This window comes from Lysobacter sp. P5_B12, assembly GCF_056400425.1.
In genome coordinates this window covers 141,184-167,960 of sequence record NZ_JBFULG010000001.1, presented here as the reverse complement: position 1 = coordinate 167,960, position 26,777 = coordinate 141,184, and the positions used below count along the sequence as shown (strand labels likewise).

Sequence of the window (26,777 nt, the reverse complement as noted above, 5' to 3'; positions counted from 1 at the left end):
AGCGCAACCGACCCGCATCAACCCGCGGGCTTCTTGAACCGCAGCGTCATGCGATCGCTTTCGCCGATCGCCTGGTACTTCGCATCGTCGGCCTTGTCGTGCTGGTTGGTCGGCGGCAGCGTCCACACGCCGTTCGGGTGATCGGTCGTGTCCTTCGGATTCGCGTTGACCGCGCTTTCGCCGTCGAGCACGAAGCCCGCGTCCTGCGCGTACTTCTTCACCAATTCCTCGGTGAGATAGCCGGTCTTGATCTGCTTCTGCAGGTCGGTGCCCGGCTTGGCGCGATGGTCTTCGAAGCCCAGCGTGCCGCCCGGCTTGAGCACGGTGTAGAAGGCGCGGAAGTAATCGGCGGCGTTGCCGTCTTCCACCCAGTTGTGGGCATTGCGGAAGGTGAGCACGACGTCGGCCGAGTTCGACGGACCGAAATCAGGCTTCTTCGCGTCGAACAGGCGCACTTCGGTCTTGTCGTACAACGCGGCGTTGCCCGCGATCTTCGCGCGCAACTGCTTGTTGAGGTCGTAGCGGTAGCCCGGCTGGCCGGTGATCTTGTCGTCCCACACGGCCGCGACGTACTTGCCGTTGTCGCGCAGGTAAGGCGCGAGGAGCTCGGTCCACCAACCACCGCCCGGCGTGATTTCGATGACCGTCTGGTCGGGCTTGAGCAGGAAGAAGGACAGCGTTTCCTTCGGATGGCGGTAGGGGTCGCGCGCGACCCACTTCGGCGTGCGCCAATCGCCGGCGATGACGGTGTCGAGTGCGGCGCCGGTGGCGTTGCTCACCATCGAGGACGACGCACTGGCGGAGGCCGAACCGTTGTCGGCCGATGCACTTGCCGAGGCGGCGGCTGCGTCGGCGGTCGCCGCGGCGTTGTCGCCGCTGTTCGTCGACGCACACGCGGCGAGCAGGGAGAGCATCAGGCAGGCAACAAGGGGGCGAACGGCGAGCTTGCGATCCATCGAGGCGACTCCGTCTGAGGGGGCGTCAGGGTAACGCCGCTTGCCTCACGTTTGCGTGGCGCCGTCCTGGGTGGCGATGTAACGGGCCGCCTCGTCGAGCACCCACGCGCGGAACTGCGCGAGCCCGCCATGCGAGCCCGAGCGCGGCGGGAACACCAGGTAGTGGCTGAAATCGGCCTTGAGCCGTTCGTCGAACAATTGGGTGAGGCGGCCGGCGTCCATCAGCGGCCAGGCCAGCGTCAGCCGCCCGAGCACGATGCCCATGCCTTCGACCGCGGCGCGGTGCAGCGTCTCGGAGTCGTCGAAGTTCGCGACATAGCGCTTGGGCACCTGCCCGCCGAACCGCTTGAACCATTCGGTCCAGCGCCCGCCGGGTGCGCCGAGCAGGGGGAAGTCGCCCAGGGTTTCGAGTGTCGGGCAACCGAGGCGTTCGATCAGCGCCGGGCTCGCCATCGGCGTGAGCCAATCGTCGAACAGGTGCACCGCTTCCAGCCCCGGCCAATGCCCGGGGCCGTAGCGCAGCCCCGCATCGAGTTCGGTGTCGCGTTCGAAATCGACGACGTTGATCGTCGACTGCAGGTGGATCTCCAGTTGCGGATGCGCCGCGACGAAACGCGGCAGGCGCGGCACGAGCCAGCTGGTCGCGAACGACGGCATCAACGTGAGCGTGAGTACGTCGTCGCGCCGCATGCCGAAGGGGCGCAGCGCGTGGTCGATGGCATCCAGGTGGCCGGCGACGCGATCGAAGAGCCGCTGCCCGTCGGCCGTCAGCGTCACCCCGCGCGGATTGCGGACGAACAGGCGCTGCCCGAGACGCTCCTCGAGCCCGCGGATCTGGTGGCTCAGCGCGCTGATGGTGAGGTGCATCGACTCGGCCGCGCGCGACAGATTCCCCATGCGCGCGGTGGCGACGAAGCCCTGGAGGGCGTGCAGCGGCGGCTTGCTCACGGTGGCTCCGACTTGAATTAAATCGAAGGCAAGTTGTCGAAACTTGCGATTTTCAGCGCCCGATCATGCGCCTATCTTTCATTCCACTCAATCACGGAGCACGGTCATGGGTCTGCAAACCACCCGCCTGTACAAGGATCTGCTGTCGCTTCAGGGCCATCTGGTCGATGGCCGTATCGAGGACGAAGTCAGTGGCCTGCGCCCGCGCCAGACCGACGCGCTCCGCTCGCGCTGGTTCGAATCGTTCCTGCTGCTCGGCGGCCACGATCCGATCGATCCGCACCAGGCGAACGACGCCCTGGTCTCGCCGGAAAAGATCGGCATCTCCCACTGCTGATCCCGCAAAGCCCCTCTCCCACCGGGAGAGGGGCATATTCCAGAGCGTCAATCAGCGCAGCTGCGAGAGCGCGGCATCCAAGGTCGCGCTCGGCCGCATGGCCTTGGCGAGCTTCGCGAGGTCGGGGTGGTAGTAACCCCCGATGTCGACGGCCTTCCCCTGCACCGCATTGAGCTCTTCGACGATCTTCGCTTCGTTGTCCGTCAGCGCCTTTGCCACGGGTGCGAACTTGGCCTTCAGGCCCGCATCGACGTCCTGCGCCGCCAGCGCCCGCGCCCAGTACATCGCCAGGTAGAAATGGCTGCCGCGGTTGTCGAGCGTGCCGAGCTTGCGGCCCGGCGATTTGTTTTCGTCGAGGAACTTCGCGTTCGCCGCATCCAATGCATCGGCCAGGACCTGCGCCTGCGGATTGGAGTAACGCTCCGCGAGATGTTCCAGCGAGGCGGCCAGCGCGAGGAATTCGCCCAGCGAATCCCAGCGCAGGTAGTCTTCGGCGACGAACTGCTGCACGTGCTTCGGCGCCGAACCGCCCGCACCGGTCTCGAACAGACCACCGCCCGCCATCAGCGGCACGATCGACAGCATCTTCGCCGACGTGCCCAACTCCATGATCGGGAACAGGTCGGTCAGGTAATCGCGCAACACGTTGCCGGTGACGGAGATCGTGTCTTCGCCGCGGCGGATGCGCGCGAGCGAGAACAGCATCGCGTCGACCGGCGCGAGCACGCGGATGTCCAGGCCATCGGTGTCGTGGTCCCTCAGATACACCGCGACCTTCTTCAGCACCTGCGCATCGTGCGCGCGCTTTTCGTCGAGCCAGAACACCGCCGGCGTATGCGACAGGCGCGCACGCGAAACGGCGAGCTTCACCCAGTCGCGGATCGGCGCGTCCTTGGTCTGGCACATGCGCCAGATGTCGCCGGCTTCGACCTTGTGTTCGAGCACGACCTTGCCGTTGCCATCGGTCACGCGCACGACGCCGTCGTGTTCGAGGTGGAAGGTCTTGTCGTGCGAACCATATTCCTCGGCCTTCTGCGCCATCAGGCCGACGTTGGGCACGCTGCCCATCGTGGCCGGATCGAACGCGCCGTTGGCTTTGCAGTCGTCGATGACCACCTGGTAGATGCCCGCGTAGCAGCGATCGGGAATCAGCGCCTTGGTGTCCTGCAACTCGCCCTTCGCGTTCCACATGCGCCCGGAGTCGCGGATCATCGCCGGCATCGATGCGTCGACGATGACGTCGCTCGGCACGTGCAGGTTGGTGATGCCCTTGTCGGAATTCACCATCGCCACACCCGGGCGCGCGGCGTATTCGGCAGCGATGTCGGCCTCGATCGTGGCGCGCAGGTCCTCGGGCATCGACGCCAGATGCGCATACAGATCGCCGATGCCGTTGTTCGCTTCGAAGCCCGCCTGCAGCAGCGCGTCTTCATGGCGCGCCAGCACGTCGCGATAGAACCGCTCGACGACCACGCCGAACATGATGGGGTCGGAGACCTTCATCATCGTGGCCTTCAGGTGCAGCGAGAACAGCACGCCCTGCGCCTTCGCGTCCTCGATCTGCGCATCGACGAAGCGCGACAGCGCCTTCACGTTCATCACCGCGGCATCGACGATCTCGCCGGCCAGCACCTTCACCGACGGCTTGAGCACCTGCGTCGCGCCGTCGTTGCCGATGAATTCGATCTTGAGCGTCGTGGCTTCGGCCATCGTCGCCGACTGCTCGCTGCCGTAGAAATCGCCGCCGTCCATGTGCGCGACGTGCGTCTTCGAATCCTTCGCCCACGCGCCCATGCGATGCGGATGCTTGCGGGCGTACTGCTTGACCGACAGCGGCGCGCGGCGATCGGAATTGCCTTCGCGCAACACCGGGTTCACCGCGCTGCCCTTGGCGCGGTCGTAGCGCGCCTTGATGTCGGTTTCGCGCGCGTCCTTCGGCTCGTCGGGATAGTTCGGCAGCTTGTAACCCTGCTGCTGCAGTTCCTTGATCGCGGCCTTGAGCTGCGGCACCGATGCGCTGATGTTCGGCAGCTTGATGATGTTGGCTTCGGGGGTGGTGGCGAGCTGGCCGAGTTCGGCGAGGTCGTCGGGCATCCGGTGCGCGGCGTCGAGCATGTCGCCGAATTGCGAAACGATGCGCGCGGCCAGCGAGATGTCGCGCGTTTCCACCGCGATGCCGGCCGGCTTGGTGAACGCCTCGACGATGGGCAGGAACGACTGCGTCGCCAGGAACGGCGCTTCGTCGGTGAGGGTGTAGAGGATCTTCGGCGGAGTCGACATGCGCGCGCTCGGAAAAGGAGGAGGCGGCGCGGACGGACGGCGCCGGGGTCGACCATTTTCGCGGTTCCTGCGCGCGGGGGCTACTGCGGGCAAAAAAGAAGGGCGCGACCGCGAGGCCGCGCCCTTTCTCCAAACGCTGCTGCCGCTTACTTCACGTCGAAGTCGCGCGACTGCACGACCTTACCGTCGAGCATCACTTCCACGCGGTACTTGCCGGCCGGCCACGGGTTGCTGTTGGTGATCTCGAAGTCCCAGGTCTGGTCGCCCTTGAGCTGGACGTCGCGGGCTTCTTCGTTGACGGTCTGGCTGCTGTCGACGTGCGTCCACTTCGCGCCGACCTTCGCCGGCACGGTGGCGGCGGCATCGGCGACGTGCGTGGCGACCGCGGCGATGATCTTGTCCTTCGTGCCGAAGGTGCTCATCGGCGCGGTGATCTTCATGTCGGCGCCGGCGGCCTTGCCGAGATCGACCGAAGTCACGCTCGCGGCGGCGACCGACGGCATCGGCGCGGGGGCCGGCGCCGGCATCGTTGCGGCGGGCGGCGGCGTGGACGTCGTCGGTGTTTCGTAGGCTTCTTTCTTCTTGCAGCCGGCCAGCGCGAGCGTGGCGAGCAGGGCGGCGGCGAGCGGAAGCAGGACGCGATTACGGTTCATGGAGAGCTCCTTGCTGGAATGCGGATTCAATACGGCGCGCTCAGTGCGGCGCGTTGGCCTGGCCGTCGCCGTCGGTGTCGATCGCCGGGATCTGGAGGACCTGGCCTGGCTGGATGCGGTCGGGGTCGTCGAGCTGGTCGCGGTTGGCATCGAAGATCGCCTTCCACTTGCTCGCGCGGCCGTAGTGTTCCTTCGCGATGTGCGAAAGCGTGTCGCCCTTTTGCACGGTGTAAGTCGTGCCTTCGGGCGCGAGGCCTTCGCCGCGCACCTTGCCCTGGACGCCGCTGAAATCGGGCTTTTCCGGCACCACGCCTTCGGTGCCGCGGACAGTGCCCTGCACGCCGCTGAAGTCGGGCTTCTTTTCGTTGGTCATGGACAGTGCTCCCCCCGGCGACGGGGGCGGCCGGGGACCACGGCAGGGAAGCACGGCCGTCGTTAAAGCAGCCTCACGGCTTCATTGGCGCAACGCACGCACCGCCGGCGGAGGCGACAAACCCGGCGTGCCGCGCCACGGATTGATGTCCAGGCCGCCGCGGCGCGTGTAGAGCGCTTCGACCGACAAACGTTCCGGGCGGCAACGCCCGATGAGGTCGGTGAAGATGCGTTCGACGCACTGCTCGTGGAATTCGGCGTGGTCGCGGAAGCTGATCAGGTAACGCAGCAGGCCTTCGTCTTCGATGCGCGGGCCGCGGTAGTCGATGCGCACTTCGGCCCAGTCCGGCTGGCCGGTCACCGGGCAATTGGATTTCAGCAGGGCGCAACGCACGCGCGCATCGACGACTTCGCCCATGCATGCCAGATACGCCGCGTTCGGCGGGCCGTAATCGTCGATGTCGACTTCGAGCGTGTCCAGGTCGATCACGTCGTCTTCGTCGCCCACCATCGGCGGCAAGCCGAAGCGCACGTCGACGGGCGCACCCGCGACTTGCGCCAGGTCGGCCGCGATGCGCGCCCGCACGTCCGCGTCGCTGTCGAAGCGCGTTGCGTTGAAGGAATTCAGGTAGAGCTTCAGCGACTTGGATTCGACGAGGTTCGGTGAGTCGGCGGGCACCGTGAACGTCGCCGTCCGCACGATCGGCTTGCCCCGCGCATCGAGCCACGACAGTTCATAGGCATGCCAGCGGTCGTGCCCGGCGAAGGGCAGCGCGCCCGTCTCGGGCAAAGACAACGCAGTGCGGCCCAGCGCGCGCGCGATGGGGAACAGCAGGCCGGGGTCGTAATGGCGCGGGTAGTCGACCGGGCGGCCGAGCGGCAATTCATGGGACGTCATGCGCGCATTCTACGAGGGGGCTCGCGCTCGGCGCGTGTCCTGTGCGACGCTCGGCCGTCACCAGGGGAGTTCCACGATGGACCAGCGTTCGCAGCAACCCGCGCTCGGCGCCGTCCAGGGCGAGGCCGCACTCATCCGCGCCGTCGGCACCTTTGCGCTCACCGCGGCGGTCATCAACGTGATCATCGGCGGCGGCATCTTCCGCATGCCGGCCGCGTTGTCGACGCAAGTGGGCATCGCCGCGCCCATCGCGCTCATCGCCGGCGCACTCGCCATCATCCCGATCGCCCTGTGTTTCGCGGCCGTCGGCAGCCGCGTGTCCGCCACGGGCGGGCCGTATACCTACCTGACCGCGGCCTTCGGCCAATTCGCCGGCTTCATCGCGGGCGCGTTGATGTGGATCAGCAACATCACCTCGAGCGCGGGCGTGGCCGCGGCGCTGTCCGAACAGGTCGCCAACCTCGTGCCCGCACTTGCCGGCCCCGTGCCGCGCGCGTTGCTGATCACGGGTGTGTATGCCGCACTGTTCGCGTTGAATGCCTTCGGCGTGAAGCTCGGCGCGCGCGCGATCGTCGCGCTGGCGACGCTCAAGCTCACGCCCTTGTTCCTGCTGGCCGCGATCGGCATCTGGTTCGTCGACTGGAGCCAGGTGAGTTTCGCCGTCGGTGCCGTGCCGTCGTGGACCCCGTTGGGTGCATCGATGGCGCTGGTGATGTTCGCGTACTCGGGCATGGAAACCGCGCTCGTGCCTTCGGGCGAATTGCGCGATCCCTCGCGCAACGTGCCGCGCGCGACGGTCGCCGCGATCCTGCTCGTCGTGTTGCTGTATCTCGGCCTGCAGATCGTCGGGCAGGGCGTGCTCGGCACGGCGGCGCTGGGCGCGAGCAAGGTGCCCGTCGCCGATACCGCGGGTGCGTTGTGGACGCCGGCGCGCGTCCTGCTGCTGATCACCGCCTGCATTTCGATGACCGGCTTCATGATGGGCAACCTGCTCGGCACCTCGCGCCTGGTGTACGCGCTGGGCCGCGACGGTTACCTGCCGCGCCTCTTCGGCCGCGTCACCGCGACGCACCGCGTGCCGATGAACGCGCTGATCGCGCATGCGGTGCCCGCCTGGATCCTGGCGATCGCAGGCAGCTTCGACACGCTCGCCCTGATTTCCGGCGGCGCGATCTGCCTGGTGTACGGGCTGGTGAGCATTGCGGCATGGTGGGCGCAGCGCAAGGATCTGCGCGAACGCGGCGATACGCCGTTCGTGTTGCCGGGCGGGCCGGTGATTCCGCTGATCGCCATCGCATCGATGGTGCTGGTGGTGTTTACGCTGACGCAGAAGGAACTCACGGCGATCGGTGTCGCGCTCGCGGTGTTGGTGGCCATCTACGCGGGCCTGCACCTCAACCGTCGACGCACCGCCTAGGAGCGATGTTCCTGGGAGAGGTACTCGGACGACTGCATCTCCACCAGTCGCGAGGCCGTGCGTTCGAATGCGGCGACCAGCCGGTCGCCCGCGTACAGCTCCATCGGCAGCGCATCGGCGGTGCAGACCAGGTTGACGTGGCGGTCGTACAACTCGTCGATCAGGTTGACGAAGCGGCGCGCGGCATCGTCGTTCGTCGCCGAGAATTTCGGGATGCCGCCCAGCAGCAGCGTGTGGCACTCGCGCGCGATTTCGATGTAGTCCGACGTTCCGCGCGGTCCTTCGCACAGTGCGGCGAAATCGAACCACCCCATGCCCTCGACACGCCCGCGCGCGGCGATCGTGCGCCCGTCGACGACGAAGGGATCGTCTTCGCGCGGGCAGGCGTGGCTCAGCGTCTCCCAGCGCTCGTGCAACCAGGCGTCCGACGCCGCATCCAGCGGCGCGCGATAGACCGGTGAGCGCGTCAGCGCGCGCAGGCGGTAATCCTGCGGGCTGTCGAGGAACACGACGGCGCAATTGGCTTCGATCAGTTTGATCGCGGGCAGGAAACGCGCGCGCTGCAGGCCGTCCTTGTACAGGTCGACGGGCGCGGCGTTCGAACTGGTCACGAGCACCACGCCTTCGGCGAACAGGCGTTCGAGCAGCCGCGCGAGCAACATCGCATCGCCGATGTCGCTGACGAAGAATTCATCGAGCACGATCACGCGCAGGGTGGCGCGCCATTGCTTCGCGATCGCGGCCAACGGGTCGCGCTCGCCCGTATGCGCGCGCAGGCCTTCGTGGACTTCACGCATGAAGCGATGGAAATGCGTGCGGCGTTTTTCGGCGATCGGCAGCCCGTCGTAGAACAGGTCGATCAGGAAGGTCTTGCCGCGGCCCACGCCGCCCCAGAGGTAGAGGCCGCGCGGCGCTTCCGGTGCGTCGTTCCCGAACAGGCGCGAGAGCAGGCCACCGTTGTTGACGGGTGCGCGCAATGCATCGTGCAAGCGGTCGAGTTCGCGCAGCGCCGCATGCTGTGCCGCATCGTCCTGCCATTCGCCGCGCGCGACGCCGGCGGCGTAGGCCGCCGACGGATTCGGATGCGTGCTCATCCGTTCGCCGGGTCCGGCAGCCACGGGCGCACGGCGGATTTGATCGCGCCGCGCAGGTCCATGAGCTTGCGGTGGAAGAAGTGGCTGGTGTCGGGCATCGAGACGAATTCGGGCTGCGGTTGCAGCGTCGCGACCCAGGCTTTCACCGCCTGCGCGTCGACGATTTCATCCTCTTCGCCCTGGATCACGATCCACGGGCAGTTGGGATGCGGGATATCGTCGAATCGCCAGCTACGGCCCACCGGCGGCGCGATCGACAACAACAGGCCCGGCTGCAGTGCGTGCGCGCACTTGTAGGAGACGTACGCACCGAAGCTGAAGCCGCCGAGCCACAGCGTGTGCGACGGGAATTTTTCGCGCGCGTACGCAACGACGGCCCGCAGGTCGTCGGCTTCGCCCTGGCCTTCGTCGAAGGTGCCCGCCGACTGGCCGGTGCCGCGGAAGTTGAAGCGGATCGTGTTTGCGCCGCATTCGCGCAGCGCGCGCGCCGCCATCGTCACCACCTTGTTGTGCATCGTGCCGCCCTCGGTGGGCAACGGATGACAGAGCACGGCGATGATGGGCAGCTGCAGGGCGCCTTCTTCGGGGTCGTCGCAGGCGGCTTCGATCGCGCCGGCCGGGCCGTCGATGGTGAAGGCGTGGTCGGCGGGGGCGACGCCGGGGGGAATGGGGGCGGTCATGCGCGAATGATGCCGCAGGGCGGGTTGTCGCCGCGGGAAGCCGGAAAGAAAAACGCCGCCCGGAGGCGGCGTTCTGCAGGGTGCTGCGTTCGCAGGACCCGAATTACTTCACGTTCGCGAGCATCCAGTCGACCGTGGCCTTGACCTGGTCGTCGGACAGCGCCGGGTTGCCGCCCTTCGGGGGCATGTGGCCGGCGGTGCCGGTGAAGCCTTCGATCGCGTGCTTGTAGAGCGTGTCCTTGCCCTTGCCGGCGCGCGCGCCGATGCCGGCCGCCGTCAACGTCGGGGCACCGCCGGCGCCGGAGGTGTGGCAGCCGGTGCAGAGGTTGCCGAAGATCGTCGCGCCGTCCTTCGTGCCGCCGTAGGCGACCTGCGAGGCGGCCTTCGTGGCAGCGGCGGCGACGGCAGCGGCCTGCGCCGCGGCACCGGTCTGCCCGGCGTACACCGCGCCGGCGGGCGCGATGCGGGCCAGCGTGCGCTTGGCGACCGCCGGATCCTGCTCCGGCACCAGCGTGCCCTGCAGGTGGTGCGCGAACAGGATCAGGGAGAGGGTGAGCGCGGCCAGGATGCCGAGCACCATCGAGAATTTCTTGAGGAAATCGAGGTCGTAGTTGCGCACGATCCGTCCAGGGGCGCGTTGCCGCGCAAAAGCCAACAAAGAGCCGGGGATTATTCCAGAAGGGCACGGCGGGCGCGAGCAGGCGGGCGCCGACCACCCAGCGGAACGAAAAATTTGGCGCGCCCGGAGGGATTCGAACCCCCGACCAATGGCTTCGGAAGCCACTACTCTATCCGGCTGAGCTACGGGCGCATCGCGATGGAACACCCCACGGGGGCCGCGGGGCGCGCATTCTCGCACACAGGCGGAGGACCATGAGCTACGAACGCGACTACGTGCCGATCCCGCCGCCGGTTCCGGTGTGGCGCGACCGCCTGGGGCAGTACTGGAAGCTGGTGCGCGGCGACCGGCCGATCGGTTGGCTGCTGCTGTTGTGGCCCACGTGGTGGGGGTTGTGGGTCGCCGCCGAGGGGATTCCGCCGTTGTGGACCCTGGTCGTCTTCACCCTGGGCGTGTGGCTCACGCGCTCGGGTGGCTGCGTCATCAACGACTACGCCGACCGCTGGCTCGACCCGCAGGTCGAACGCACGCGCGACCGCCCGCTCGCATCGGGCAAGGTGCGCGGACGCGAAGCGCTGCTCGTGTTCGCCGCCCTGATGCTGGCCGCTTTCGCGCTGGTGCTGACGATGAATCGCCTCACGATCTGGATGAGCGCCGTCGGTGTCGTGCTCGCCGCCAGCTACCCCTACCTCAAGCGTTACACCTACCTGCCGCAGGTCTACCTGGGCCTGGCCTTCGGATGGGGCATCCCGATGGCCTTCGCGGCGGTGCGCGGCGAAGTGCCGCCGATCGCCTGGGTGCTCTACGGCGCGAACATCCTGTGGGCCACGGCCTACGACACCTGGTACGCGATGGTCGACCGCGACGACGACCTGCGCGCGGGCGCGAAGTCGACCGCCATCCTGTTCGGCGAGATGGACCTGATCGCGCAGGGCGTGTTGTACGCAGCGACCTTCTTCGCGCTGTGGCTGGTGGGCCGGCAGGCGGGCCTGGGGATGGCGTACTGGATCGGCCTCGGTGTCGCCGGCGTGTTGGTCGCATATCAATTCGTGATCGCACGCCATCGCGAACGCAACGCCTGCTTCCGCGCCTTCCTGCACAACCAGTGGGTGGGCATGAGCGTGTTCGCCGGGATCGCCGTCGCTTACTGGCAGGCAGCGCACGCGTAAGGCTTCATGGCACACGCGCGCAGACCCACGCATCAACGCGATGCGCACCTGCGCGCAACAGGGCTTCGGCGGCCGCGTGCAGCGTGGCGCCAGTGGTCATGACATCGTCGACCAGAACGACATGCGCTGGAACGGCCGCATCACTGCGCACCGCGAAGGCGCGCCGCACGTTGCGCCGCCGCGCCGCCGCCGCGCGTTCGGTTTGCGGGGCCGTCGCACGCGTGCGCGCCAGGACCCCGGCGAGCAACGGGACCTGCAGCGCGCGCGACAGCGGCCGCGCGAGTTCCAGCGCCTGGTCGTAGCCACGCGAACGCAGGCGCCCCGTATGCAGCGGAACGGCGAGCAGCGCATCGGGCCGGGGCAGCCCGCCGAAGGCTTCCGCCATCAGTTGCGAGAGCAGCCGGCCGGCGGCGAGATCGTCATGGAATTTGAAGCGCGGCAGCAGCCGGTCGACCGGCGCCGCATAGAGGCAGGCCGCGTGGACCTCCTGGAGCGGCGGTGGCCGCCGGCGGCACGCTCCGCACCTGCCCGACACCGGAAGCGGCAGTGCGCACCGCAGGCAAGCGGGCGGCATCCGCGGCAAGGCGCGCTCGCACGCGGCGCACAGGTCCATGCCCGCGATGCCGGGCGCGCGGCAGGCCAGGCAGCGGCTGGGCCAGAGCAGGCGGCTGGCATCGTTGCGGAGCCAGAACCCGAGGCGGGCACGGAGCCCGTCAACCTGCGGCACCGGGAGTTGGTTGACAGCGACTGACATGGTTTCCAGACTGCCCGGCCTGTATCGCCATTGCTGTCGGGAAACTCCCATGCCTGCTGTCAGCCAAGTGCGCACCGATTGGTCCCGCGACGAAGTCCTCGCGCTGTTCGCGCTGCCCTTCACCGAGCTGCTGCATCGCGCCGGCACGGTCCATCGCGAACATTTCGACCCCACCGAAGTCCAGGTCTCCACGCTGTTGTCCGTGAAGACCGGCGGTTGCCCCGAGGATTGCGGCTATTGCCCGCAGGCCGCGCGCTACCACACGGGCGTGGAAGCCACGAAGCTGATGAGCACCGAAGACGTCGTGGCCAAGGCCCGCCAGGCGCGCGACGCCGGCGCTTCGCGCTTCTGCATGGGCGCCGCCTGGCGTTCGCCGAAGGACCGCGACATCCCGAAGGTCGCCGCGATGATCCGTGAGGTGAAGGCGCTCGGCCTGGAAACCTGCGCGACCCTCGGCATGCTCACCGGCGACCAGGCCAACGCCCTGCGCGACGCCGGCCTGGACTACTACAACCACAACATCGACACCGCGCCGGACTTCTACGGTGAAATCATCCACACGCGCGAGCTTCAGGATCGGCTGGACACGCTGTCGCACGTGCGCGATGCGGGCATGAAGACCTGTTGCGGCGGCATCGTCGGCATGGGCGAGTCGCGCGAACAGCGCGCCGGCCTGCTGCACACGCTGGCCACGCTTCCCGCGCACCCGGATTCGGTGCCGATCAACCGCCTCGTGCAGGTCGAAGGCACGCCGCTGGCAGGGACTGCGCTGCTGGATCCGTTCGAATTCGTCCGCACCATCGCGGTCGCGCGCCTGCTGATGCCGCGCTCGATGGTCCGCCTCTCGGCCGGCCGCGAGACGATGAGCGACGAGCTGCAGGCCCTGTGCTTCGCGGCCGGCGCCAACTCGATCTTCTACGGCGAAAAGCTGCTGACCACCGGCAACCCGGATACCGAACACGACCAGCGGTTGTTCGAACGCCTTGGATTGCGACCCATGCACGTTGCGGCCGCCGAAGTGGCGTCAGACTGCAGCACCACCGTCCACGCCGCCATTACCGGGCAGGCCGCCTGACCCATGCGCCCGCGCTTGCACGAACGCGTCGCCGCCGCTCGCGCCCAGCGCGAGGCGCAGGCGCGCACGCGCGTGCGTCGCAGCGTCACCCGGCGCGACGGGGTGCGCTTCGAAGTCGACGGCCACTGGCTCACCGGTTTCTGCAGCAATGATTACCTCGGCCTCGCGCAGCAGTTCGCGGTGGTCAATGCGATGCAGGACGCGGCCGGGCGCGACGGCGCAGGTGGCGTCGCCTCGCATCTGGTCTGCGGCCACCACGCCACGCACGACGCACTCGAACGCGAACTCGCGCAATGGCTGGGCATGCCGCGCGCGTTGCTGTTCGGCAGTGGTTACCTTGCGAACCTCGCCGTCGTGCAGGCCTTCCTGGGCGACGACGACGTCTGCGTGCAAGACCGCCTCAACCACGCGAGCCTGATCGACGCCGCGCGCGTCTCGGGCTGCAAGCTCCGCCGCTATCCGCACCTGGATGCCGAGGGCGCGCTGCGCCAGCTGCGCAGCATGCCCGACGGCGCGGCGATGCTCGCCACCGACGGCGTCTTCAGCATGGACGGCGATGTCGCGCCGATGCGCGAGCTCGCGGTCATCGCACGCGTGCAGCACGCCCTCTTCTATGTCGACGATGCGCACGGCGTCGGCGTGCTCGGCCCCGAAGGCCGCGGCGCGGTGGCGGCAGCGCGCCTGGGTGTCGACGCAGTGCCCCTGCAACTGGTCACGCTCGGCAAGGCGCTCGGCAGTTACGGCGCGGCGGTGGTCGGCGACGCCGACCTGATCGCCCACCTGGAAGAAACCGCGCGGCCCTACATCTACACCACCGCGTTGCCGCCGGCGCAGGCCGCGGCATCGCTCGCCGCGGTGAAGCTCGCGCGCCGCGATCAATGGCGCCGCGAAAAACTGGTCACCTCGATCGCGCGCTTCCGCGCGGGCGCGGCGAAGCACGGCTTCGAACTGTTGCCCTCGCATTCGCCGATCCAGCCTTTGCTGTGCGGCGACGAAGCGCATGCGCTGGCGTTCGCGCAGGCGCTGGAAGCGCAGGGTTTCTGGGTCTCCGCGATCCGACCGCCGACCGTGCCGGATGGCAAGTCGCGCCTGCGCGTCACGCTCTCGGCGCTGCATTCGCCGCAGGAAATCGATGCGTTGCTCGATGCGCTCGCATGGTCGCGCGATGCCGTCGGCCATGGCTTCGGAAGCGACGCGCAACCTCTCGCCGCCAACGCATGACGCACGGCGCGCACGACGGGCGCCGCGCATTCGCGGCCATCGGCGTCGCGTTGCTCTCGGCGCTGTTCTTCACCCTGACCTACGTGCTCAATCGCGCGTCGGCGAGCGGTGGCGGGCATTGGCTGTGGATCGCGTGCCTGCGGTACTTGATCACCCTGCCGCTGATGCTGCCGCTGATGCCGTCGCAGGGCGGCATCGCGCCCGTGTGGCGCGCGATGCGCGCGCATCCGGTGGCGTGGCTGACGTGCAGCATGACCGGCTTCGTCGCGTTCTATCTGTTCCTGTCTTACGCGGCGGCGAGTGGGCCCTCGTGGCTGATCGCGGGCAGCTTCCAGTTCACCGTGGTCGCGGGGATGTTGTGCGCGCCGCTGTTGTATCGCGATGCGCGGCGCAAGGTGCCGATGGCGGCGCTCGGCGTCGGCGGCGTGATCGTCGCCGGCGTCGTGTTGCTGCAACTGGGCTATGCGGAAGGCCGGCTCGATCGCGCGGCGTGGATCGCACTCGCTTGCGTGCTGGTCGCGGCGACGCTGTACCCGATCGGCAACCGCCTGTTACTGCTGCACTTGGAGCGCACGGGCGAACACCTCAACGCGACGCAACGCGTGTTCGGCATGACGCTCGCGAGCCAACCGGCATGGCTGCTCGTCGCCGCGTTCGCGTTCCAGCACGTGGGCGCGCCGACGATTACGCAAGTGTGGCTCGCCGCCGGCGTCGCGCTCGGCGCGGGCATCATCGCGACGATCCTGTTCTTCCAGGCCACCGGCATGGTGCGCGACCAGCCCGCGGCCCTGGGCGCGGCCGAAGCGATGCAGGCGGCGGAACTGTTGTTCGCGATGGTGCTCGGCACCTTGTTCCTCGGCGAGCGATGGCCGCGCGGCATCGCGTCGTGGGGTGCGTGCCTCGTCGTCGCGGGCATCGGCTTGTTCGCGTGGCTCGTCTCGCGCCCGAAGAAGACGCCCATCGTGCTGGCGGAGGAGCCGCACGCATGAGCTTGCATGTCGATGTCGTCGGCAACGGCCCGCCGCTCGTGCTGCTGCACGGATGGGCGATGCATGGCGGCGTGTTCGCGCCGCTCGTGGCGCGGCTGCGTGATCGGTACACGCTGCACGTCGTCGACCTGCCGGGCCACGGCCTGTCGCGCGATTGCGACATTCCGCTTGCGCTGGAGGCCTGCGTGGAGGCCATCGCCGCGCACGTCCCCGCCGCGCCGTGGTGTGGTTGGTCGCTCGGCGGCTTGTTCGCGCTGCATGCGGCCATCGAGCGCCCGCATCAGGCCACCGCTGCCGCGCTGCTCTGCGCCAGCGCGCGTTTCGTGCGCAGCGACGACTGGCGTTACGGCGTCTCGCCCGAAATCTTCCGCGATTTCGCCACCGGCCTGCGCAACGATTACCGCGCCACGCTCGATCGTTTCGTCGCGCTCGAAGCCTTCGGTTCGGATCACGCGAAAGAGGAAGTGCGCGCGCTGCGCGACGAATTGTTCGCGCGCGGCGAGCCGTCCGCGCACGTGCTCGCCGATGGCCTGGACCTGCTGAAGACCGCCGACCTGCGCGCCGCGATGCCGCGTCTGGAATCGCGCAGTCTCTGGCTCGCCGGGCGCCGCGATCGCTTGGTCGACGCGCGTGCGATGCGCGACAGCGCCGCGCTCGCGAAGGGGCCCGCGCACGTCCACGTCGTCGATCACGCCGGCCACGCACCGTTCCTCACGCACGCCGACGTCGTCGCCGCGCATCTTTCGGACTTCCTCGGCGCATGAGCAGCCTGTTCGACAAACGCCACGTCCGCCGCGCGTTTTCGCGATCGGCCCCAAGCTACGACGCCGCCGCGCGCCTGCAGCACGAAGTGGAATCGCGCCTGCTCGAATCGCTGGATTATCTCGACGACCCCAAGCTCGAATTGCCGAAGCCCGAGGTCGTCCTGGATCTCGGTGCCGGCCCGGGCCGCGCGAGCGCCGCGATGCGCAAGCGTTGGCCGAAAGCGCGCATCGTCGCCGTCGACCTCGCCTTGCCGATGTTGCGCGAAGCCGGCAAGCGGAGTGGTTTCTGGCGCCCGTTCGATCGCGTGAACGCGGACGTGCGCGCCCTGCCCTTCGCCGAAGGCAGCGTCGATGTGCTGTTCTCCAACCTGTGCGTGCAGTGGGTCGAGGACCTGCCTGCCGCGTTCGCCGGCTTCCGCCGCGTGTTGAAACCCGGCGGCCTGCTCCTGGTGTCGACCTTCGGTCCGGAGACGCTGCAGGAATTGCGCGATGCGTTCTCGAACGCCGATGCCACGCCGCATGTCTCGCCCTTCGCCACCATCGCGCAGTTCGGCGATGCCCTCGTGCATGCGGGCTTCAAGAACCCGGTGCTCGATCGTGATGTCTACACCACGCGCTACGACGACCTGGCCTCCCTGATGCGCGAGCAACGCGCGATCGGCGCCACCAACGCGCTGCAGACCCGCCGCCACACCCTGACGGGGCGCGCGCGTTTCGCCGCCGCCGCGCAGGCCTACGATGCCTTCCGGCGGGAAGACGGCACCCTTCCGGCCACCTGGGAGGTCATCACGGCGATGGCCTGGGCACCACCACCCGGCGCGCCGATCCGTGAGGGCGGCTTCGAAGTCACCTCCGTCCCGGTCTCCTCGATTCCCGTGCGGCGCCGCCCCCGCTGAGCTGCGCGGTGGTGCCGTTCACGCAACTGCCGTTAATGTTGCGCGCTTCAGGAGCAGGCCCATCATGCGGAAGACGTTGGCGATCATTGGTCTTGCGCTGGTGCTGGGCGGGTGCGGCGGCCGAGGGCCCTCTGCGCCGGTCGCAGTCGCGCCACAGGCAACGCGCAACGTCCCCGCCGAAGCGGCGGACCCGCGCCGCGCGGCGCTGGCCAACATCCTCACCTGTCGCGACCGTGCGTTCCTCGCGCGCTCGCCCGAAGAACAGCGCGCGGCCCTGGTGTCGATCGAGGGCGTCGCATGCGACGCGGCCTCGCCCGGCGCACCCAACCGTTGCGCGATCCTGCCCTCGCTGAAGCTCGGCGGCGCCGACATCGCCTGGTTCGTCATCGGCACGCCGAACGAAGACCTCACGCCGATCGTCCTGCCTGCACCGCCCGAAGCCCTGCGCAACGCGATGCCTGCCGGCAGCGGCGCGTTGTCGCCGGGGACCGACCTTGGCGACACGACGGTCGAGTGCGCGATGCGCGACGGCGCGCTCGCCAAGGGCGCGATCAGCGGCAAGGTCCTGCGCGGCGGCGACGACGACAGCGCGATGCGCGTATGCGCCTTCGAACTCGCCGAAGGCATGCCCATCTGCACGCAGACCGCCCGCGGCCAGCGCGCCTACAAACTCGAGCTGCAGCGCGGCGATTACCTCGTCCTCGCCATCCCCGTCGACCAACACGACACGCGCGTGGGTTACAGCGAGTGCGATGCGCCCTTCGTCGGCGAGAGCCGCGACAGCCGGCACGTCGACGACACGCCGTGCTCGCACGAATTGAAGGTCGTCACCGTGCGCGCGGGCGAAACCACGACCGGCGTGGACCCCGCCGACCTGCGCGAACTCGGGGAAGCCGGCGACTGGCCGCAGCCGCCGCCGGCGGAGTGAAGCCTGCTGACAGCAGGGTGTCAGCAGCCCACGCGCACGCTGTCGGCCCTCCCCGCATGGAGCGCCGCCGTGATCGTCGATCTGCCTGAAGTCGAAGAACGTGAAGTCGCACTGCCTGCACCGCGCATCGAAACCACCTGCTCGCCCGTCGTCGAACTGCGCCAGTACACGCTCCACCCCGGCCAGCGCGATGTGCTGATCGCCCTGTTCGAACGCGAATTCCTCGACACGCAGGAAGCCACCGGGATGCGCGTGCTCGGGCAATTCCGCGATCTCGATGCGCCCGATCGTTTCGTCTGGTTGCGCGGATTTCCGGACATGGCGCAGCGCCGCGCATCGCTGGAGGCTTTCTACAACGGCCCGGCCTGGCACGCGCATCGCGAAGCGGCGAACGCGACGATGATCGATTCGGACGACGTGCTGTTGCTCAAGCCCGTCGCGCCCGCCTCCGGTTTCGCACTCGACGTGTCGATGCCGCACGTATTGCACGCGCCCGACCACGGCGGCCTGATCGTCGCCACGATCTATGCGTTCGATGCGCCGGTCGACATGGACTTCCTCGAATTCTTCGCCGCCGACTTGCATCCGGCGGTGTCCGCCGCGGGCGCGCGCGTGATCGCGAGCTTCGCCACCGAGTCGGCGCCCAACACCTGGCCGCGGTTGCACGTGCGCGAAGGCGAACACGTGTTCGCGTGGTTCGCGCGCTTCGAGGACCCCGCGGCCTACGCGCGTTATCGCGAAGCCCTGGTCGCCGCGCCGGGCTGGCGCGCCATCGCCGTCTCGCTCGCGCGCCGGCTGTTGGGCCCGCCGCAGGTGCTGCGCCTGGCGCCGACCTCGCGTTCCCGCCTCCGCTGAGGCGATCATGCGCGCATGCGTCGCGCCGATCGCCTCTTCCTCCTGGTCAATGCGCTCCGCGGCCGACGTGCCGCGGTGCCCGCGCACGTGCTCGCCGAATCGCTGGGCGTTTCGTTACGCACCGTGTATCGCGACGTCGCCGACCTGCAGCTTTCCGGCGTGCCGATCGAAGGCGAAGCGGGCGTGGGCTACGTGCTGCGCAAAGGCGCGGACATCCCGCCGCTGATGTTCAACGCCGACGAACTCGAAGCGCTGGTGGTCGGGACGCGGTTCGTGCGCGCATTCGGCGGCACGCGCCTGGGTGCTTCGGCCAAAGCCGCGCTGCTGAAGATCGAAGCGGTGCTTCCGCCCGAGTTGCACGCGCGCAGCGAACGCAGCCGCATCTTCGCGCCGGAAGTCGCGCGCATGGAGTCGAGTGGATTGATCGATCGCCTCCACGCGGCGATCGAATCGCGCAACGTGTTGCGTTTGGACTATCGCGACCAGGATGGGCACGCCAGCGCGCGCGAAATCGAACCGCTGTGCCTGGCCTTCTGGGGCGGGAGTTGGACGATCGGTGCGTGGTGCCGCTTGCGCGCGGATTTCCGCAGCTTTCGTCCCGACCGCATCGACGCGATCGTTGAAACGGGCGAGGTCTTCGCGGACGATGCCGCGCGCGGGCTCGAAGCGTATTTGCGCCGCGTGGGCGGCGCTTAAACGTCGCCGTCGTTGAGCCAGCCTTCGCCGGTGCCTTTGTTGAACACGACGTCGCCCTGCTGCACATCGCCCGCCGGGTAGGAGTCTTCCTTCGCAAGGCGCGCGTAGATCGGCGTGAAGTCCGGTCGCGTGGCTTCCATCAACTGCTCGTAACTGTCGATGACGAAGTAGGTCTTCTGGTAGGTGTCGATGCGATAGCGCGTGCGCATGATGCGTTCGAGGTCGAAGCCGATGCGGTTGGGCGCCGCGCTTTCCAGGCAATGGATCGACTCGCCCTTGGAACTGACGATGCCGCTGCCGTAGATCCGCAGCCCATCGTCCTGCTTGATCAGCCCGAACTCCACCGTGTACCAGTACAGGCGCGTGAGGTTGACCAGCGCCTCGGGGCCGATGCCGTGCGCTTTCACGCCGCCGCGGCCGTAGGCTTCCATGTAATCGGCGAACACCGGGTTCATGAGCAGCGGCACGTGGCCGAACAGGTCATGGAACAGGTCGGGCTCGCTGAGGTAATCCAGCTGCTCGGGTTTGCGGATCCACCAGGTCACCGGGAAGCGGCGATTGGCCAGATGCTCGAAGAAGGTGAGCTCGGGCAACAGGCCTTCGACGCCGATCAGTTCCCAACCGGTGGTCTTGCGCAGCACCGCGTTGAGGTCGTCGAACTTCGGGATGCGGTCGGGCGTCATGCCCATCGCGCGCTGGTTGCGCAGGAACTCGTCGCTCGCGCGGCCGACCAGCACTTGTTGCTGGCGTTCGAACAATGTCGCCCACACCGCATGGTCGCTCTCGGTGTAGCTCGACCACGGTTGTTCGACCACGGCCGTCGTGTACACCGGCACGTAGCCCTTTTCGGTGAGCTGGTGTTCGATGCGGTTCGGGCTGGCCGTCGTCGGCGAAGCGGTCGTATTCATGGGCCCCATGCTAGCCCTGCAGCACGCAAGGCGGTTGCGATCTTGGGCCGATCCTCGGGCCGGGAGGATGATCCCGGCGCGAAAATCCCGTGAAGGGGGCCGTCGAACCCCGCGTCAGGCGCTGTCCGGAAGGGCCAGGCCGGCGATGACCAACAGCCAGAAGATCGCCAGCGGCACGATCCACAGCCAATTGACCAGGGTCAGCCGCCGATTGGAGTCGCCGTCGGGTTCGCTGCAGGCCAGGTTGGCCGCGCTCTGGATCTGCCAGAGGAACCACGCGATCACGAGCAGCGAGGCCCAGCCGAAACCCAACACCGCGACATCGGACGTCATCTGGTCGAGGAAACGATCGGCGATGCGATTGGCGATGAGCAGCACCACGATGACCGTGGCGGCGAGCTTCGGCGACCAGTCGTGGCGGATGCCGGCGCGGTGGAGCCGGTGGTCGATTTCCTCGGCAAGCGAGTGGAGGAAGAACACCGGGAAGATCGCACGCGCGACCGGCCACATCGGTGTCTTCGTGGCGCGCCTGAAGCGCGACCAGTGCAGGTAATACATCACCAGCTGGAACAGCCCGAAGGACAGGAAGAACAACAACAGGAACTTGAGCAGGCCGACGACGTAGAACGGCTTGGCCGGCGTTTCCCCCGCATCGGACAGCTCGGCGACCGCGGCGACGGGCGGCGCGTACAGATTCGTTTCCATGGATCCCCTGGTCGATTGCACCGGCTCCCCAGCCGGCAAGCGACTGTAGCCGACGCTGTCCGGTTCGGGAAACTGAACGACGCATTTCACGAAACGGCAGCGAATGCGACGCGATCATCGGCGCATGGCCCCGCTATCGGCACGAAAACCCGTCATCCCCGGCACCGATCAAGCGCATCGCACGGCCGCTGCGCTCATGCGCGAGTTCGCCGAACGCACCGGCGTCATCGGCCACGCGCCGCCGCAGCGCTACTTGTGGACCGATGCGTTCGCCGTCTGCAATTTCCTTGCGCTGGATCAGGTCGATTGCGCGGAGCGCCTGATCGAACAAGTGCATTCGATCCTCGGCCGCCATCGTCCCGACGATGCGCGCACCGGCTGGATCGGTGGCATGGACGAGATGACCGCGACCGAACATCCCACGCGCGGCGGACTGCGCATCGGCAAACCGCTGGGCGAACGCGCGCCGGACGCGTTGCTCGACGCCGAACTGGAGTGGGAACGCGACGGCCAGTACTTCCACTACCTGACGCGCTGGATGCACGCGCTCGATCAATTCTCGCGACGCACCGGCCACGCCGACGCGGGCCGCTGGGCGCGCGAACTCGCGCAGACTGCGCATCGCGCTTTCACCTATGCGCCCGCGGCCGGCGCACCGATGCGCATGTACTGGAAGATGCGCATCGATCTGTCGGCGCCGCTGGTGACCGCGATGGGCCAGCACGATCCACTCGATGGTCTGATCACGGACCTGCAACTGCGCGCGCATCGTCCAGCCGCGCGCGTGGGCCACGGGCCCGACCTGGATGTCGAACTGCGCGAGATGGCCGCGATCGTCGCCGGCACCAACCTGCTCAGCGATGATCCGCTCGGCATCGGTGGCCTGCTCGTCGATGCGTATCGGCTCGCGCAATTGCTGCGCGTGCGGCCCGGCGACAATCCCTTGCTCGGCCTGGTCACCGGCGCCGCGGCGAACGGGCTTTCGCGCTATCTGGCGACGCAACCCTTCGCGCGTCCGCTCGCGCATCGCCTCGCGTTTCGCGAGCTTGGGCTGGCGATCGGCCTGCAGGCGGTCACGCGGCTGTGGAGCGTGTTGGAACGGGATGCGGCATCGCTCGATGCGCAACCGACCTTGCGCAAGGCGCTCGATCAGCTCGTCGCGCAGGTGCCGCTCGCGCGCACGATCTGCGATACCTGGTGCGAAGTCGAACGCAGCGACGATCCGCAGTGGCGCGCGCACGAAGACATCAATGCGGTGATGCTCGCCACCGCGCTGGTGCCGTCGGGTTACATCGAACTCGACGAATCGCCCTCTTCGGGCTCTTCTTCCCAGCTGTAACGCTGTCGCGGCGCAGGCGGATCGGCGTGGCGGAACGCGATCGCCGCGGCGATGCCGCCGATCGCGCCGCCCAGGTGCGATTGCCAGGAAATCGTCGGATCGTGCGGGAGCACGGTCACGAGCATGCCGCCGGAGAACACGAACGCGATCATCGCCGCGGCGACGGACGCACGATCGCGCCGCAACAGGCCGAGCGTCGCGACCAGGTAGGCCAGGCCCTGCAACACGCCACTCGCACCGAGATGATGCGAACCGGTTTCGCCCAGGCACCACGCCGCCACGCCCGAGCCGATCCACGCCAGCGGCACCGCGCGCACCGTCGCGCGTGGATACACGCTGCCCGCGAGGGCGCCGAGGAGCAGCAGCGCCGCCACGTTCGACAACAGGTGATCGGGCGAACCATGCAGCAGGGGCGCGGTGATCACGCCGAGCCAGCCGGCCGCGGTGCCCGGCGTCACCGCGAGCGCGTCGACGGGCAGGACGCCCTGGCAGGCATAGATCACGCAGAGCGTGAGCGCCGCGGCCAGCGTCCACTGCACCGCGCGCTGGATGCGGCGCTTGTCGCGCAGCCGTTGGGCGTGAAGATCGTCGGGCAGCGCGTCGGTGGGCAGGTGCATGGAACGAGGGATGGCGTCGAATCCAGCCGGGACAAGGGCGCGGCGCGTAAAATGCGCCGGATGGACGCACTCGCCCCCACTACCGTCCGCCTGCGCAACGCCTGGCGGTCCTCGCATCCCTGGATTTTCCAGAAACTCGTCGAAAAACCCGCGGTCCGGCCCAAGCCGGGCAGCATCGTCGACGTGGTCGGCGTGGAAGGCGACTGGATCGGCCGCGGCTTCTACAACGGCCACTCGCGCATCGCCGTGCGCATCCTCGAATCGAATCCCGATATCCAGGTCGACGCGGCCTGGTTCACGCGCAAGATCGGCGAAGCGGTGCACCTGCGCCGCGAGGTCCTGCAGCTCGACAAGGTGAGCGACGCCTGGCGCGTCGTGCATTCGGAAGGCGACGGCCTCAGCGGGCTGGTGGTCGACCGTTACGCCGACCTGCTCGTCGTCGAATTCTTCAGCGCCGGCATGTTTCGCCATCGCGAGTGGATCTACGACGCGTTGCGGGAGCATTTCCCCGGCTGTCGTTTCCACGCGTCCGCCGACGAGCACGTGCAGAAGCAGGAGTCCTTCGACTTCCGCGGCTCGGAACCGGCGAAGCCCGCGATCATCACCGAACATGGCATCAAGTTCCGCGCCGATCCCGCGGGCGCGCACAAGACCGGCTTCTTCGCCGACCAGCGCGACAACCGCGAGTGGCTCTCGCACCTGTGCGAAGGCCAGCGCGTGCTCGATTTGTGCTGCAACACCGGCGGCTTCGCGGTGTACGCGGCGGCGCGCGGCGCGGCGGAAGTGGTCGGCATCGACATCGACAACGACGTCATCGAAATCGCCAAGGGCAACGCGAAACTGAACAATGTGCGCCCGCGCTTCGTGCAGGCCGACATCTTCCCGTGGCTGCGCGATGCGTCGAACAACGGCGAGCGCTACGACGTGGTGATCCTCGACCCGGCCAAGATGACGCGCGACCGGGAGCAGGTGATCCCCGCGCTCAAGAAATACCTCGACATGAACAAGCTCGCGCTGGGCGTGGTGAAGCCGGGTGGGTTGTTCGCCACCTTCTCGTGCACCGGCCTGGTGAGCGAAGAACAGTTCCTCGACATGCTGCGCCGCGCGGCGTTCTACGCGGGGCGCACCGTGCAGGTGTTGAAGATCTCCGGCGCGGGTCCCGATCATCCGTTCCTTGCGCAGGCGCAGGAATCGCGCTATTTGAAGGCCGTCTTTTGCCGCGTGCTGGATTGAGTCGTCGCAGGCGCTGAGAACCAAGCAGCGCATACACTGCACACGCCCGACCGGAGAACGCCCATGACCGCCACCCTGATCCTGAGCTGCGTCCTGGCGCTGGCGGCGGGGCTCGCGATCGGATTCGCGCTGCGCCGGAAGGAAATCGAAGCCTTTCGCGAACGCAGCCGCGAGGACGCGATCGCCGTCGAGCGCGCCCGCGCCGAAGCCGACGAAGCCCGCCGCGCACGCGCGGAAACCGAAGGCTTCGTCCGCGCCGCGCAGGAACAACTCTCCGCGCGCTTCACCGAACTGGCCGGCAAGGCCTTCCAGGAACGCGGCCAGCAGTTCGAACACAACGTGCGCCAGGCCACGGGCCAGTCGAAGTCGGACATCGAGTTGCTGCTCAAGCCCTTCGCCGACCAGCTGGGCGAATTCCGCAAGCGCGTGGACACCGTCTACGGCGACGAAGCGAAGGAACGCGCCTCGCTGCTCGGCGCCGTGCAGGAACTCAAGACGCTCAACCAGGACATGGCCGCGAAGGCCGATTCGCTGACCCGCGCGCTGAAGGGCAATTCGAAGATCCGCGGCGACTGGGGCGAGCTCATGCTCGAAAACGTGCTGCGTTCTTCCGGCCTGGAAGAAGGCGTGCACTTCGATCGCCAGCAATCGAGCACCGACGCCGAGGGCCGCCGCCTGCGCCCCGATGTGATCGTGCGCCTGCCCGACGATCGCCGCATCGTCGTCGACAGCAAGGTCAACCTGGTCGCGTGGCAGGAAGCGGTCAACGCCGACGTGCCGGAAGTGCAGCAGGAGGCGATGCGTCGCCACGCCACCGCGCTGCGCCAGCACGTGCGCGACCTGGCCGAGCGCAACTATCCGGCGGCCGTGGGCGACACGGCGCTGGCCGTCACCATCGCGTTCGTGCCGATCGAAGGCGCGCTCTCCGCCGCGCTGGGCTTCGACGACCGCCTGCAGACCGATGCCTTCGAAAAGGGCGTCGTGTTCGCTTCGCCCAACACGCTGATGGCGATGCTCCGCGTCGCCGACCGGTTGTGGACGCGCGACAAGTTGCAGAAGCAGGCGATGAAGATCAGCGAGACCGGCGGGCACCTGCTGGATTCGGTGATCGCCTTCCTGGCCGACTTCACCTCGGTGGGCGCGGAACTGGAGAACGCGCAGAAGGCTTACCGCGCCGCGCGCAACCGCCTCGAGGAATCGCCGCAGGCCGTGATTCCGCGCGCGCGCCGGCTCGCGGAAATGGGTGTCAAGGGAAAGAAGAAACTACCGGCCGACCTGGAGCCGGAGGACCTCGAAGACGAGGCCCTCAGCCGCCACCCATCGGCGTGACCGGGATGGCGTCCATCGGCACGGTCGGGTTGTTGTCCTCGCGCAGGTAATCGGGCAGCGAGTCGTCGTCGTCGATGTTGCGGTCGCCGAAGATCTGGTAATCGCGGCGCTGCAGCCACGCATCGCGCACGAGCGCGTAGTCGTCGGCGGCGCCTTCGCGCATCGCATCCACCGCGAGCAACTGCGTGCGCACGTCCACCAGCTGCAACCCCTGCACGAAGATGCGGAGCTTGTCGTCTTCCACGCCGTGCAGCAGGCCGAACGGCGCATCGCCCGCCATGCCGAAGATGTCGCGCACCGTACGCGGCCCGAACAAGGGCAGCTCGACGTAACGCGATTGCTTCCATCCCCACACGCCGAGCGTCTGGCCGAAGTCCTCGCTGATGCGCGGGAGCTTCGCGTCCGAGGCCGGGTCGAAGATGCCGCCCAGGCCCAGCGTGACGTTCAGCGCGAAGCGGCCCATCGCCTGGCCCGCCTGCTTGGGCTTGCCCTGCAACAGGCTGTTGAGCGCGCTGAGGGGCTGGTAGAGATTGGAGAAGAAATTGCTGACGCCCAGGCGCACGGGGCGCGGCACCACTTTGACGTACGCCTTCGCCAACGGCTTCGCGATGACGCGGTCGATCGCGTTGTTGAAGGTGTGCATCTTGCGGTTGAAGGGCTCCCACGGGTCGTAGGCCTTCGGAATGTCCGCGGCCGTGGGCAGCGCGCCGTCGCCGTAGATCGACACGAAGTCTTCTTCGGCGGCAGTGGGGGCTTCGGTGCTTTGGGGATCGGCGCCCGTCGATGCGGCGGGCAAATCGACGGCGACGGGTTCGGCGGACGTCGATGCGGCAGGGACTTCGACGGCGACCGGCGCTGCAGTCGTCGTCGGCACGGCCACGTCGACGGGCGCTGCCGTCGTTGCCGGCATGGGGACGTCGACCGGCGCGGAGCGCGTCTCGGCTGGCGCCGGCAGAACGGCGTCCTGGGCGAACGCCAGCGGCGCGCCGAGCGCGAGCAGGGCGCCGGCGAGCAGCGCGGAAATCGAAACGAGGGGGCGATCCAT

The 26,777-nt window shown here is 68.2% G+C and carries 28 protein-coding genes and 1 tRNA gene; 14 read left to right on the top strand and 15 right to left on the bottom strand.

Features of this window, described 5'->3' with window-relative positions:
* Positions 1 to 17: 17 nt before the first annotated feature.
* Both AC1DOM_RS00760 and AC1DOM_RS00755 read right to left on the bottom strand, forming a co-directional pair.
* The gene (locus AC1DOM_RS00760) at positions 18 to 956 is read right to left on the bottom strand and encodes a class I SAM-dependent methyltransferase (protein WP_498959325.1); all 939 of its coding nucleotides are present in this window, start codon (positions 954 to 956) and stop codon (positions 18 to 20) included.
* Positions 957 to 1,001: 45 nt separating this feature from the next.
* Positions 1,002 to 1,904 (bottom strand): LysR substrate-binding domain-containing protein, encoded by a 903-nt coding sequence (locus tag AC1DOM_RS00755; protein WP_498959324.1) that lies wholly within the window; start codon positions 1,902 to 1,904, stop codon positions 1,002 to 1,004.
* 106 nt (positions 1,905 to 2,010) lie between these two features.
* Here AC1DOM_RS00755 and AC1DOM_RS00750 point away from each other — a divergent pair, with 106 nt between their 5' ends.
* Entirely contained in the window at positions 2,011 to 2,241 is a 231-nt protein-coding gene (locus AC1DOM_RS00750; RefSeq protein WP_498959323.1) for a hypothetical protein, read from the top strand.
* 51 nt (positions 2,242 to 2,292) lie between these two features.
* Here the strand turns inward: AC1DOM_RS00750 and AC1DOM_RS00745 are convergent, their stop codons facing one another.
* The 4 genes from AC1DOM_RS00745 to queF form a co-directional block, all read right to left on the bottom strand.
* On the bottom strand, positions 2,293 to 4,521 hold the full coding sequence (locus tag AC1DOM_RS00745) for an NADP-dependent isocitrate dehydrogenase (RefSeq protein ID WP_498959322.1): 2,229 nt from the start codon (positions 4,519 to 4,521) through the stop codon (positions 2,293 to 2,295).
* Between the two features lie 146 nt (positions 4,522 to 4,667).
* Complete coding sequence (locus AC1DOM_RS00740; protein ID WP_498959321.1) at positions 4,668 to 5,174, bottom strand: hypothetical protein; 507 nt, start codon at positions 5,172 to 5,174, stop codon at positions 4,668 to 4,670.
* Positions 5,175 to 5,214: 40 nt separating this feature from the next.
* On the bottom strand, positions 5,215 to 5,547 hold the full coding sequence (locus AC1DOM_RS00735; protein ID WP_498959320.1) for a LysM peptidoglycan-binding domain-containing protein: 333 nt from the start codon (positions 5,545 to 5,547) through the stop codon (positions 5,215 to 5,217).
* A gap of 81 nt (positions 5,548 to 5,628) precedes the next feature.
* A complete protein-coding gene (gene queF, locus AC1DOM_RS00730; protein WP_498959319.1) occupies positions 5,629 to 6,444 on the bottom strand; it encodes an NADPH-dependent 7-cyano-7-deazaguanine reductase QueF in 816 nt (271 codons plus the stop codon).
* A 76-nt stretch (positions 6,445 to 6,520) separates the two neighbouring features.
* Here queF and AC1DOM_RS00725 point away from each other — a divergent pair, with 76 nt between their 5' ends.
* On the top strand, positions 6,521 to 7,861 hold the full coding sequence (locus AC1DOM_RS00725) for an APC family permease (protein ID WP_498959318.1): 1,341 nt from the start codon (positions 6,521 to 6,523) through the stop codon (positions 7,859 to 7,861).
* On the opposite strand, the gene zapE is transcribed toward AC1DOM_RS00725, so the two are convergent.
* From zapE to AC1DOM_RS00705, 4 genes are all read right to left on the bottom strand, one after another.
* Positions 7,858 to 8,955, bottom strand: coding sequence for a cell division protein ZapE (gene zapE / locus AC1DOM_RS00720; RefSeq protein ID WP_498959317.1), 1,098 nt, complete (start codon positions 8,953 to 8,955; stop codon positions 7,858 to 7,860). The two genes, AC1DOM_RS00725 and zapE, sit on opposite strands and share 4 nt — an antisense overlap.
* Positions 8,952 to 9,635 (bottom strand): alpha/beta hydrolase, encoded by a 684-nt coding sequence (locus AC1DOM_RS00715; protein WP_498959316.1) that lies wholly within the window; start codon positions 9,633 to 9,635, stop codon positions 8,952 to 8,954. The genes zapE and AC1DOM_RS00715 overlap by 4 nt, the downstream gene beginning before the upstream one ends.
* A 103-nt stretch (positions 9,636 to 9,738) precedes the next feature.
* On the bottom strand, positions 9,739 to 10,254 hold the full coding sequence (locus AC1DOM_RS00710; protein WP_498959315.1) for a c-type cytochrome: 516 nt from the start codon (positions 10,252 to 10,254) through the stop codon (positions 9,739 to 9,741).
* A 115-nt stretch (positions 10,255 to 10,369) separates the two neighbouring features.
* Positions 10,370 to 10,446: transfer RNA gene (locus AC1DOM_RS00705), tRNA-Arg, on the bottom strand.
* 62 nt (positions 10,447 to 10,508) lie between these two features.
* Between AC1DOM_RS00705 and ubiA the strand changes: the two genes are divergently transcribed.
* The gene (gene ubiA / locus AC1DOM_RS00700) at positions 10,509 to 11,423 is read left to right on the top strand and encodes a 4-hydroxybenzoate octaprenyltransferase (protein WP_498959314.1); all 915 of its coding nucleotides are present in this window, start codon (positions 10,509 to 10,511) and stop codon (positions 11,421 to 11,423) included.
* Between the two features lie 4 nt (positions 11,424 to 11,427).
* Here the strand turns inward: ubiA and AC1DOM_RS00695 are convergent, their stop codons facing one another.
* Entirely contained in the window at positions 11,428 to 12,150 is a 723-nt protein-coding gene (locus AC1DOM_RS00695) for a ComF family protein (protein WP_498959313.1), read from the bottom strand.
* A 76-nt stretch (positions 12,151 to 12,226) separates the two neighbouring features.
* On the opposite strand from AC1DOM_RS00695, the gene bioB reads away from it, so the two are divergent.
* From bioB to AC1DOM_RS00655, 8 genes are all read left to right on the top strand, one after another.
* The gene (bioB, locus tag AC1DOM_RS00690; protein ID WP_498959312.1) at positions 12,227 to 13,252 is read left to right on the top strand and encodes a biotin synthase BioB; all 1,026 of its coding nucleotides are present in this window, start codon (positions 12,227 to 12,229) and stop codon (positions 13,250 to 13,252) included.
* 3 nt (positions 13,253 to 13,255) lie between these two features.
* On the top strand, positions 13,256 to 14,473 hold the full coding sequence (gene bioF / locus AC1DOM_RS00685) for an 8-amino-7-oxononanoate synthase (protein WP_498959311.1): 1,218 nt from the start codon (positions 13,256 to 13,258) through the stop codon (positions 14,471 to 14,473).
* Positions 14,470 to 15,462, top strand: coding sequence for a multidrug resistance efflux transporter family protein (locus AC1DOM_RS00680; RefSeq protein WP_498959310.1), 993 nt, complete (start codon positions 14,470 to 14,472; stop codon positions 15,460 to 15,462). Before bioF ends, AC1DOM_RS00680 begins: the two co-directional genes overlap by 4 nt.
* Positions 15,463 to 15,464: 2 nt before the next feature.
* Complete coding sequence (gene bioH / locus AC1DOM_RS00675; protein WP_498960181.1) at positions 15,465 to 16,226, top strand: pimeloyl-ACP methyl ester esterase BioH; 762 nt, start codon at positions 15,465 to 15,467, stop codon at positions 16,224 to 16,226.
* Positions 16,223 to 17,122: a malonyl-ACP O-methyltransferase BioC gene (gene bioC, locus AC1DOM_RS00670; protein WP_498959309.1), complete on the top strand. Its 900-nt coding sequence runs from the start codon at positions 16,223 to 16,225 to the stop codon at positions 17,120 to 17,122. The genes bioH and bioC overlap by 4 nt, the downstream gene beginning before the upstream one ends.
* A gap of 64 nt (positions 17,123 to 17,186) precedes the next feature.
* Positions 17,187 to 18,050: a hypothetical protein gene (locus AC1DOM_RS00665; RefSeq protein WP_498959308.1), complete on the top strand. Its 864-nt coding sequence runs from the start codon at positions 17,187 to 17,189 to the stop codon at positions 18,048 to 18,050.
* Between the two features lie 69 nt (positions 18,051 to 18,119).
* Positions 18,120 to 18,905, top strand: a complete 786-nt coding sequence (locus AC1DOM_RS00660; protein ID WP_498959307.1) for an NIPSNAP family protein — start codon at positions 18,120 to 18,122, stop codon at positions 18,903 to 18,905.
* Positions 18,906 to 18,920: 15 nt separating this feature from the next.
* Complete coding sequence (locus AC1DOM_RS00655) at positions 18,921 to 19,601, top strand: helix-turn-helix transcriptional regulator (protein ID WP_498959306.1); 681 nt, start codon at positions 18,921 to 18,923, stop codon at positions 19,599 to 19,601.
* Here AC1DOM_RS00655 and phhA read toward each other — a convergent pair.
* Together phhA and AC1DOM_RS00645 are read right to left on the bottom strand one after the other, a co-directional pair.
* Positions 19,598 to 20,509: a phenylalanine 4-monooxygenase gene (phhA, locus tag AC1DOM_RS00650; RefSeq protein ID WP_498959305.1), complete on the bottom strand. Its 912-nt coding sequence runs from the start codon at positions 20,507 to 20,509 to the stop codon at positions 19,598 to 19,600. The genes AC1DOM_RS00655 and phhA overlap by 4 nt on opposite strands.
* Before the next feature lie 114 nt (positions 20,510 to 20,623).
* Positions 20,624 to 21,214 (bottom strand): hypothetical protein, encoded by a 591-nt coding sequence (locus AC1DOM_RS00645; protein WP_498959304.1) that lies wholly within the window; start codon positions 21,212 to 21,214, stop codon positions 20,624 to 20,626.
* Between the two features lie 124 nt (positions 21,215 to 21,338).
* On the opposite strand from AC1DOM_RS00645, the gene AC1DOM_RS00640 reads away from it, so the two are divergent.
* A complete protein-coding gene (locus AC1DOM_RS00640; protein WP_498959303.1) occupies positions 21,339 to 22,553 on the top strand; it encodes a hypothetical protein in 1,215 nt (404 codons plus the stop codon).
* Here the strand turns inward: AC1DOM_RS00640 and AC1DOM_RS00635 are convergent.
* Entirely contained in the window at positions 22,502 to 23,170 is a 669-nt protein-coding gene (locus AC1DOM_RS00635) for a rhomboid family intramembrane serine protease (RefSeq protein ID WP_498959302.1), read from the bottom strand. The two genes, AC1DOM_RS00640 and AC1DOM_RS00635, sit on opposite strands and share 52 nt — an antisense overlap.
* Before the next feature lie 60 nt (positions 23,171 to 23,230).
* Here AC1DOM_RS00635 and AC1DOM_RS00630 point away from each other — a divergent pair, with 60 nt between their 5' ends.
* Both AC1DOM_RS00630 and AC1DOM_RS00625 read left to right on the top strand, forming a co-directional pair.
* Complete coding sequence (locus AC1DOM_RS00630) at positions 23,231 to 24,403, top strand: class I SAM-dependent rRNA methyltransferase (protein ID WP_498959301.1); 1,173 nt, start codon at positions 23,231 to 23,233, stop codon at positions 24,401 to 24,403.
* Between the two features lie 63 nt (positions 24,404 to 24,466).
* Positions 24,467 to 25,732, top strand: coding sequence for a DNA recombination protein RmuC (locus AC1DOM_RS00625; RefSeq protein WP_498959300.1), 1,266 nt, complete (start codon positions 24,467 to 24,469; stop codon positions 25,730 to 25,732).
* Here the strand turns inward: AC1DOM_RS00625 and AC1DOM_RS00620 are convergent.
* Positions 25,710 to 26,777 (bottom strand): MlaA family lipoprotein, encoded by a 1,068-nt coding sequence (locus tag AC1DOM_RS00620; protein WP_498959299.1) that lies wholly within the window; start codon positions 26,775 to 26,777, stop codon positions 25,710 to 25,712. The two genes, AC1DOM_RS00625 and AC1DOM_RS00620, sit on opposite strands and share 23 nt — an antisense overlap.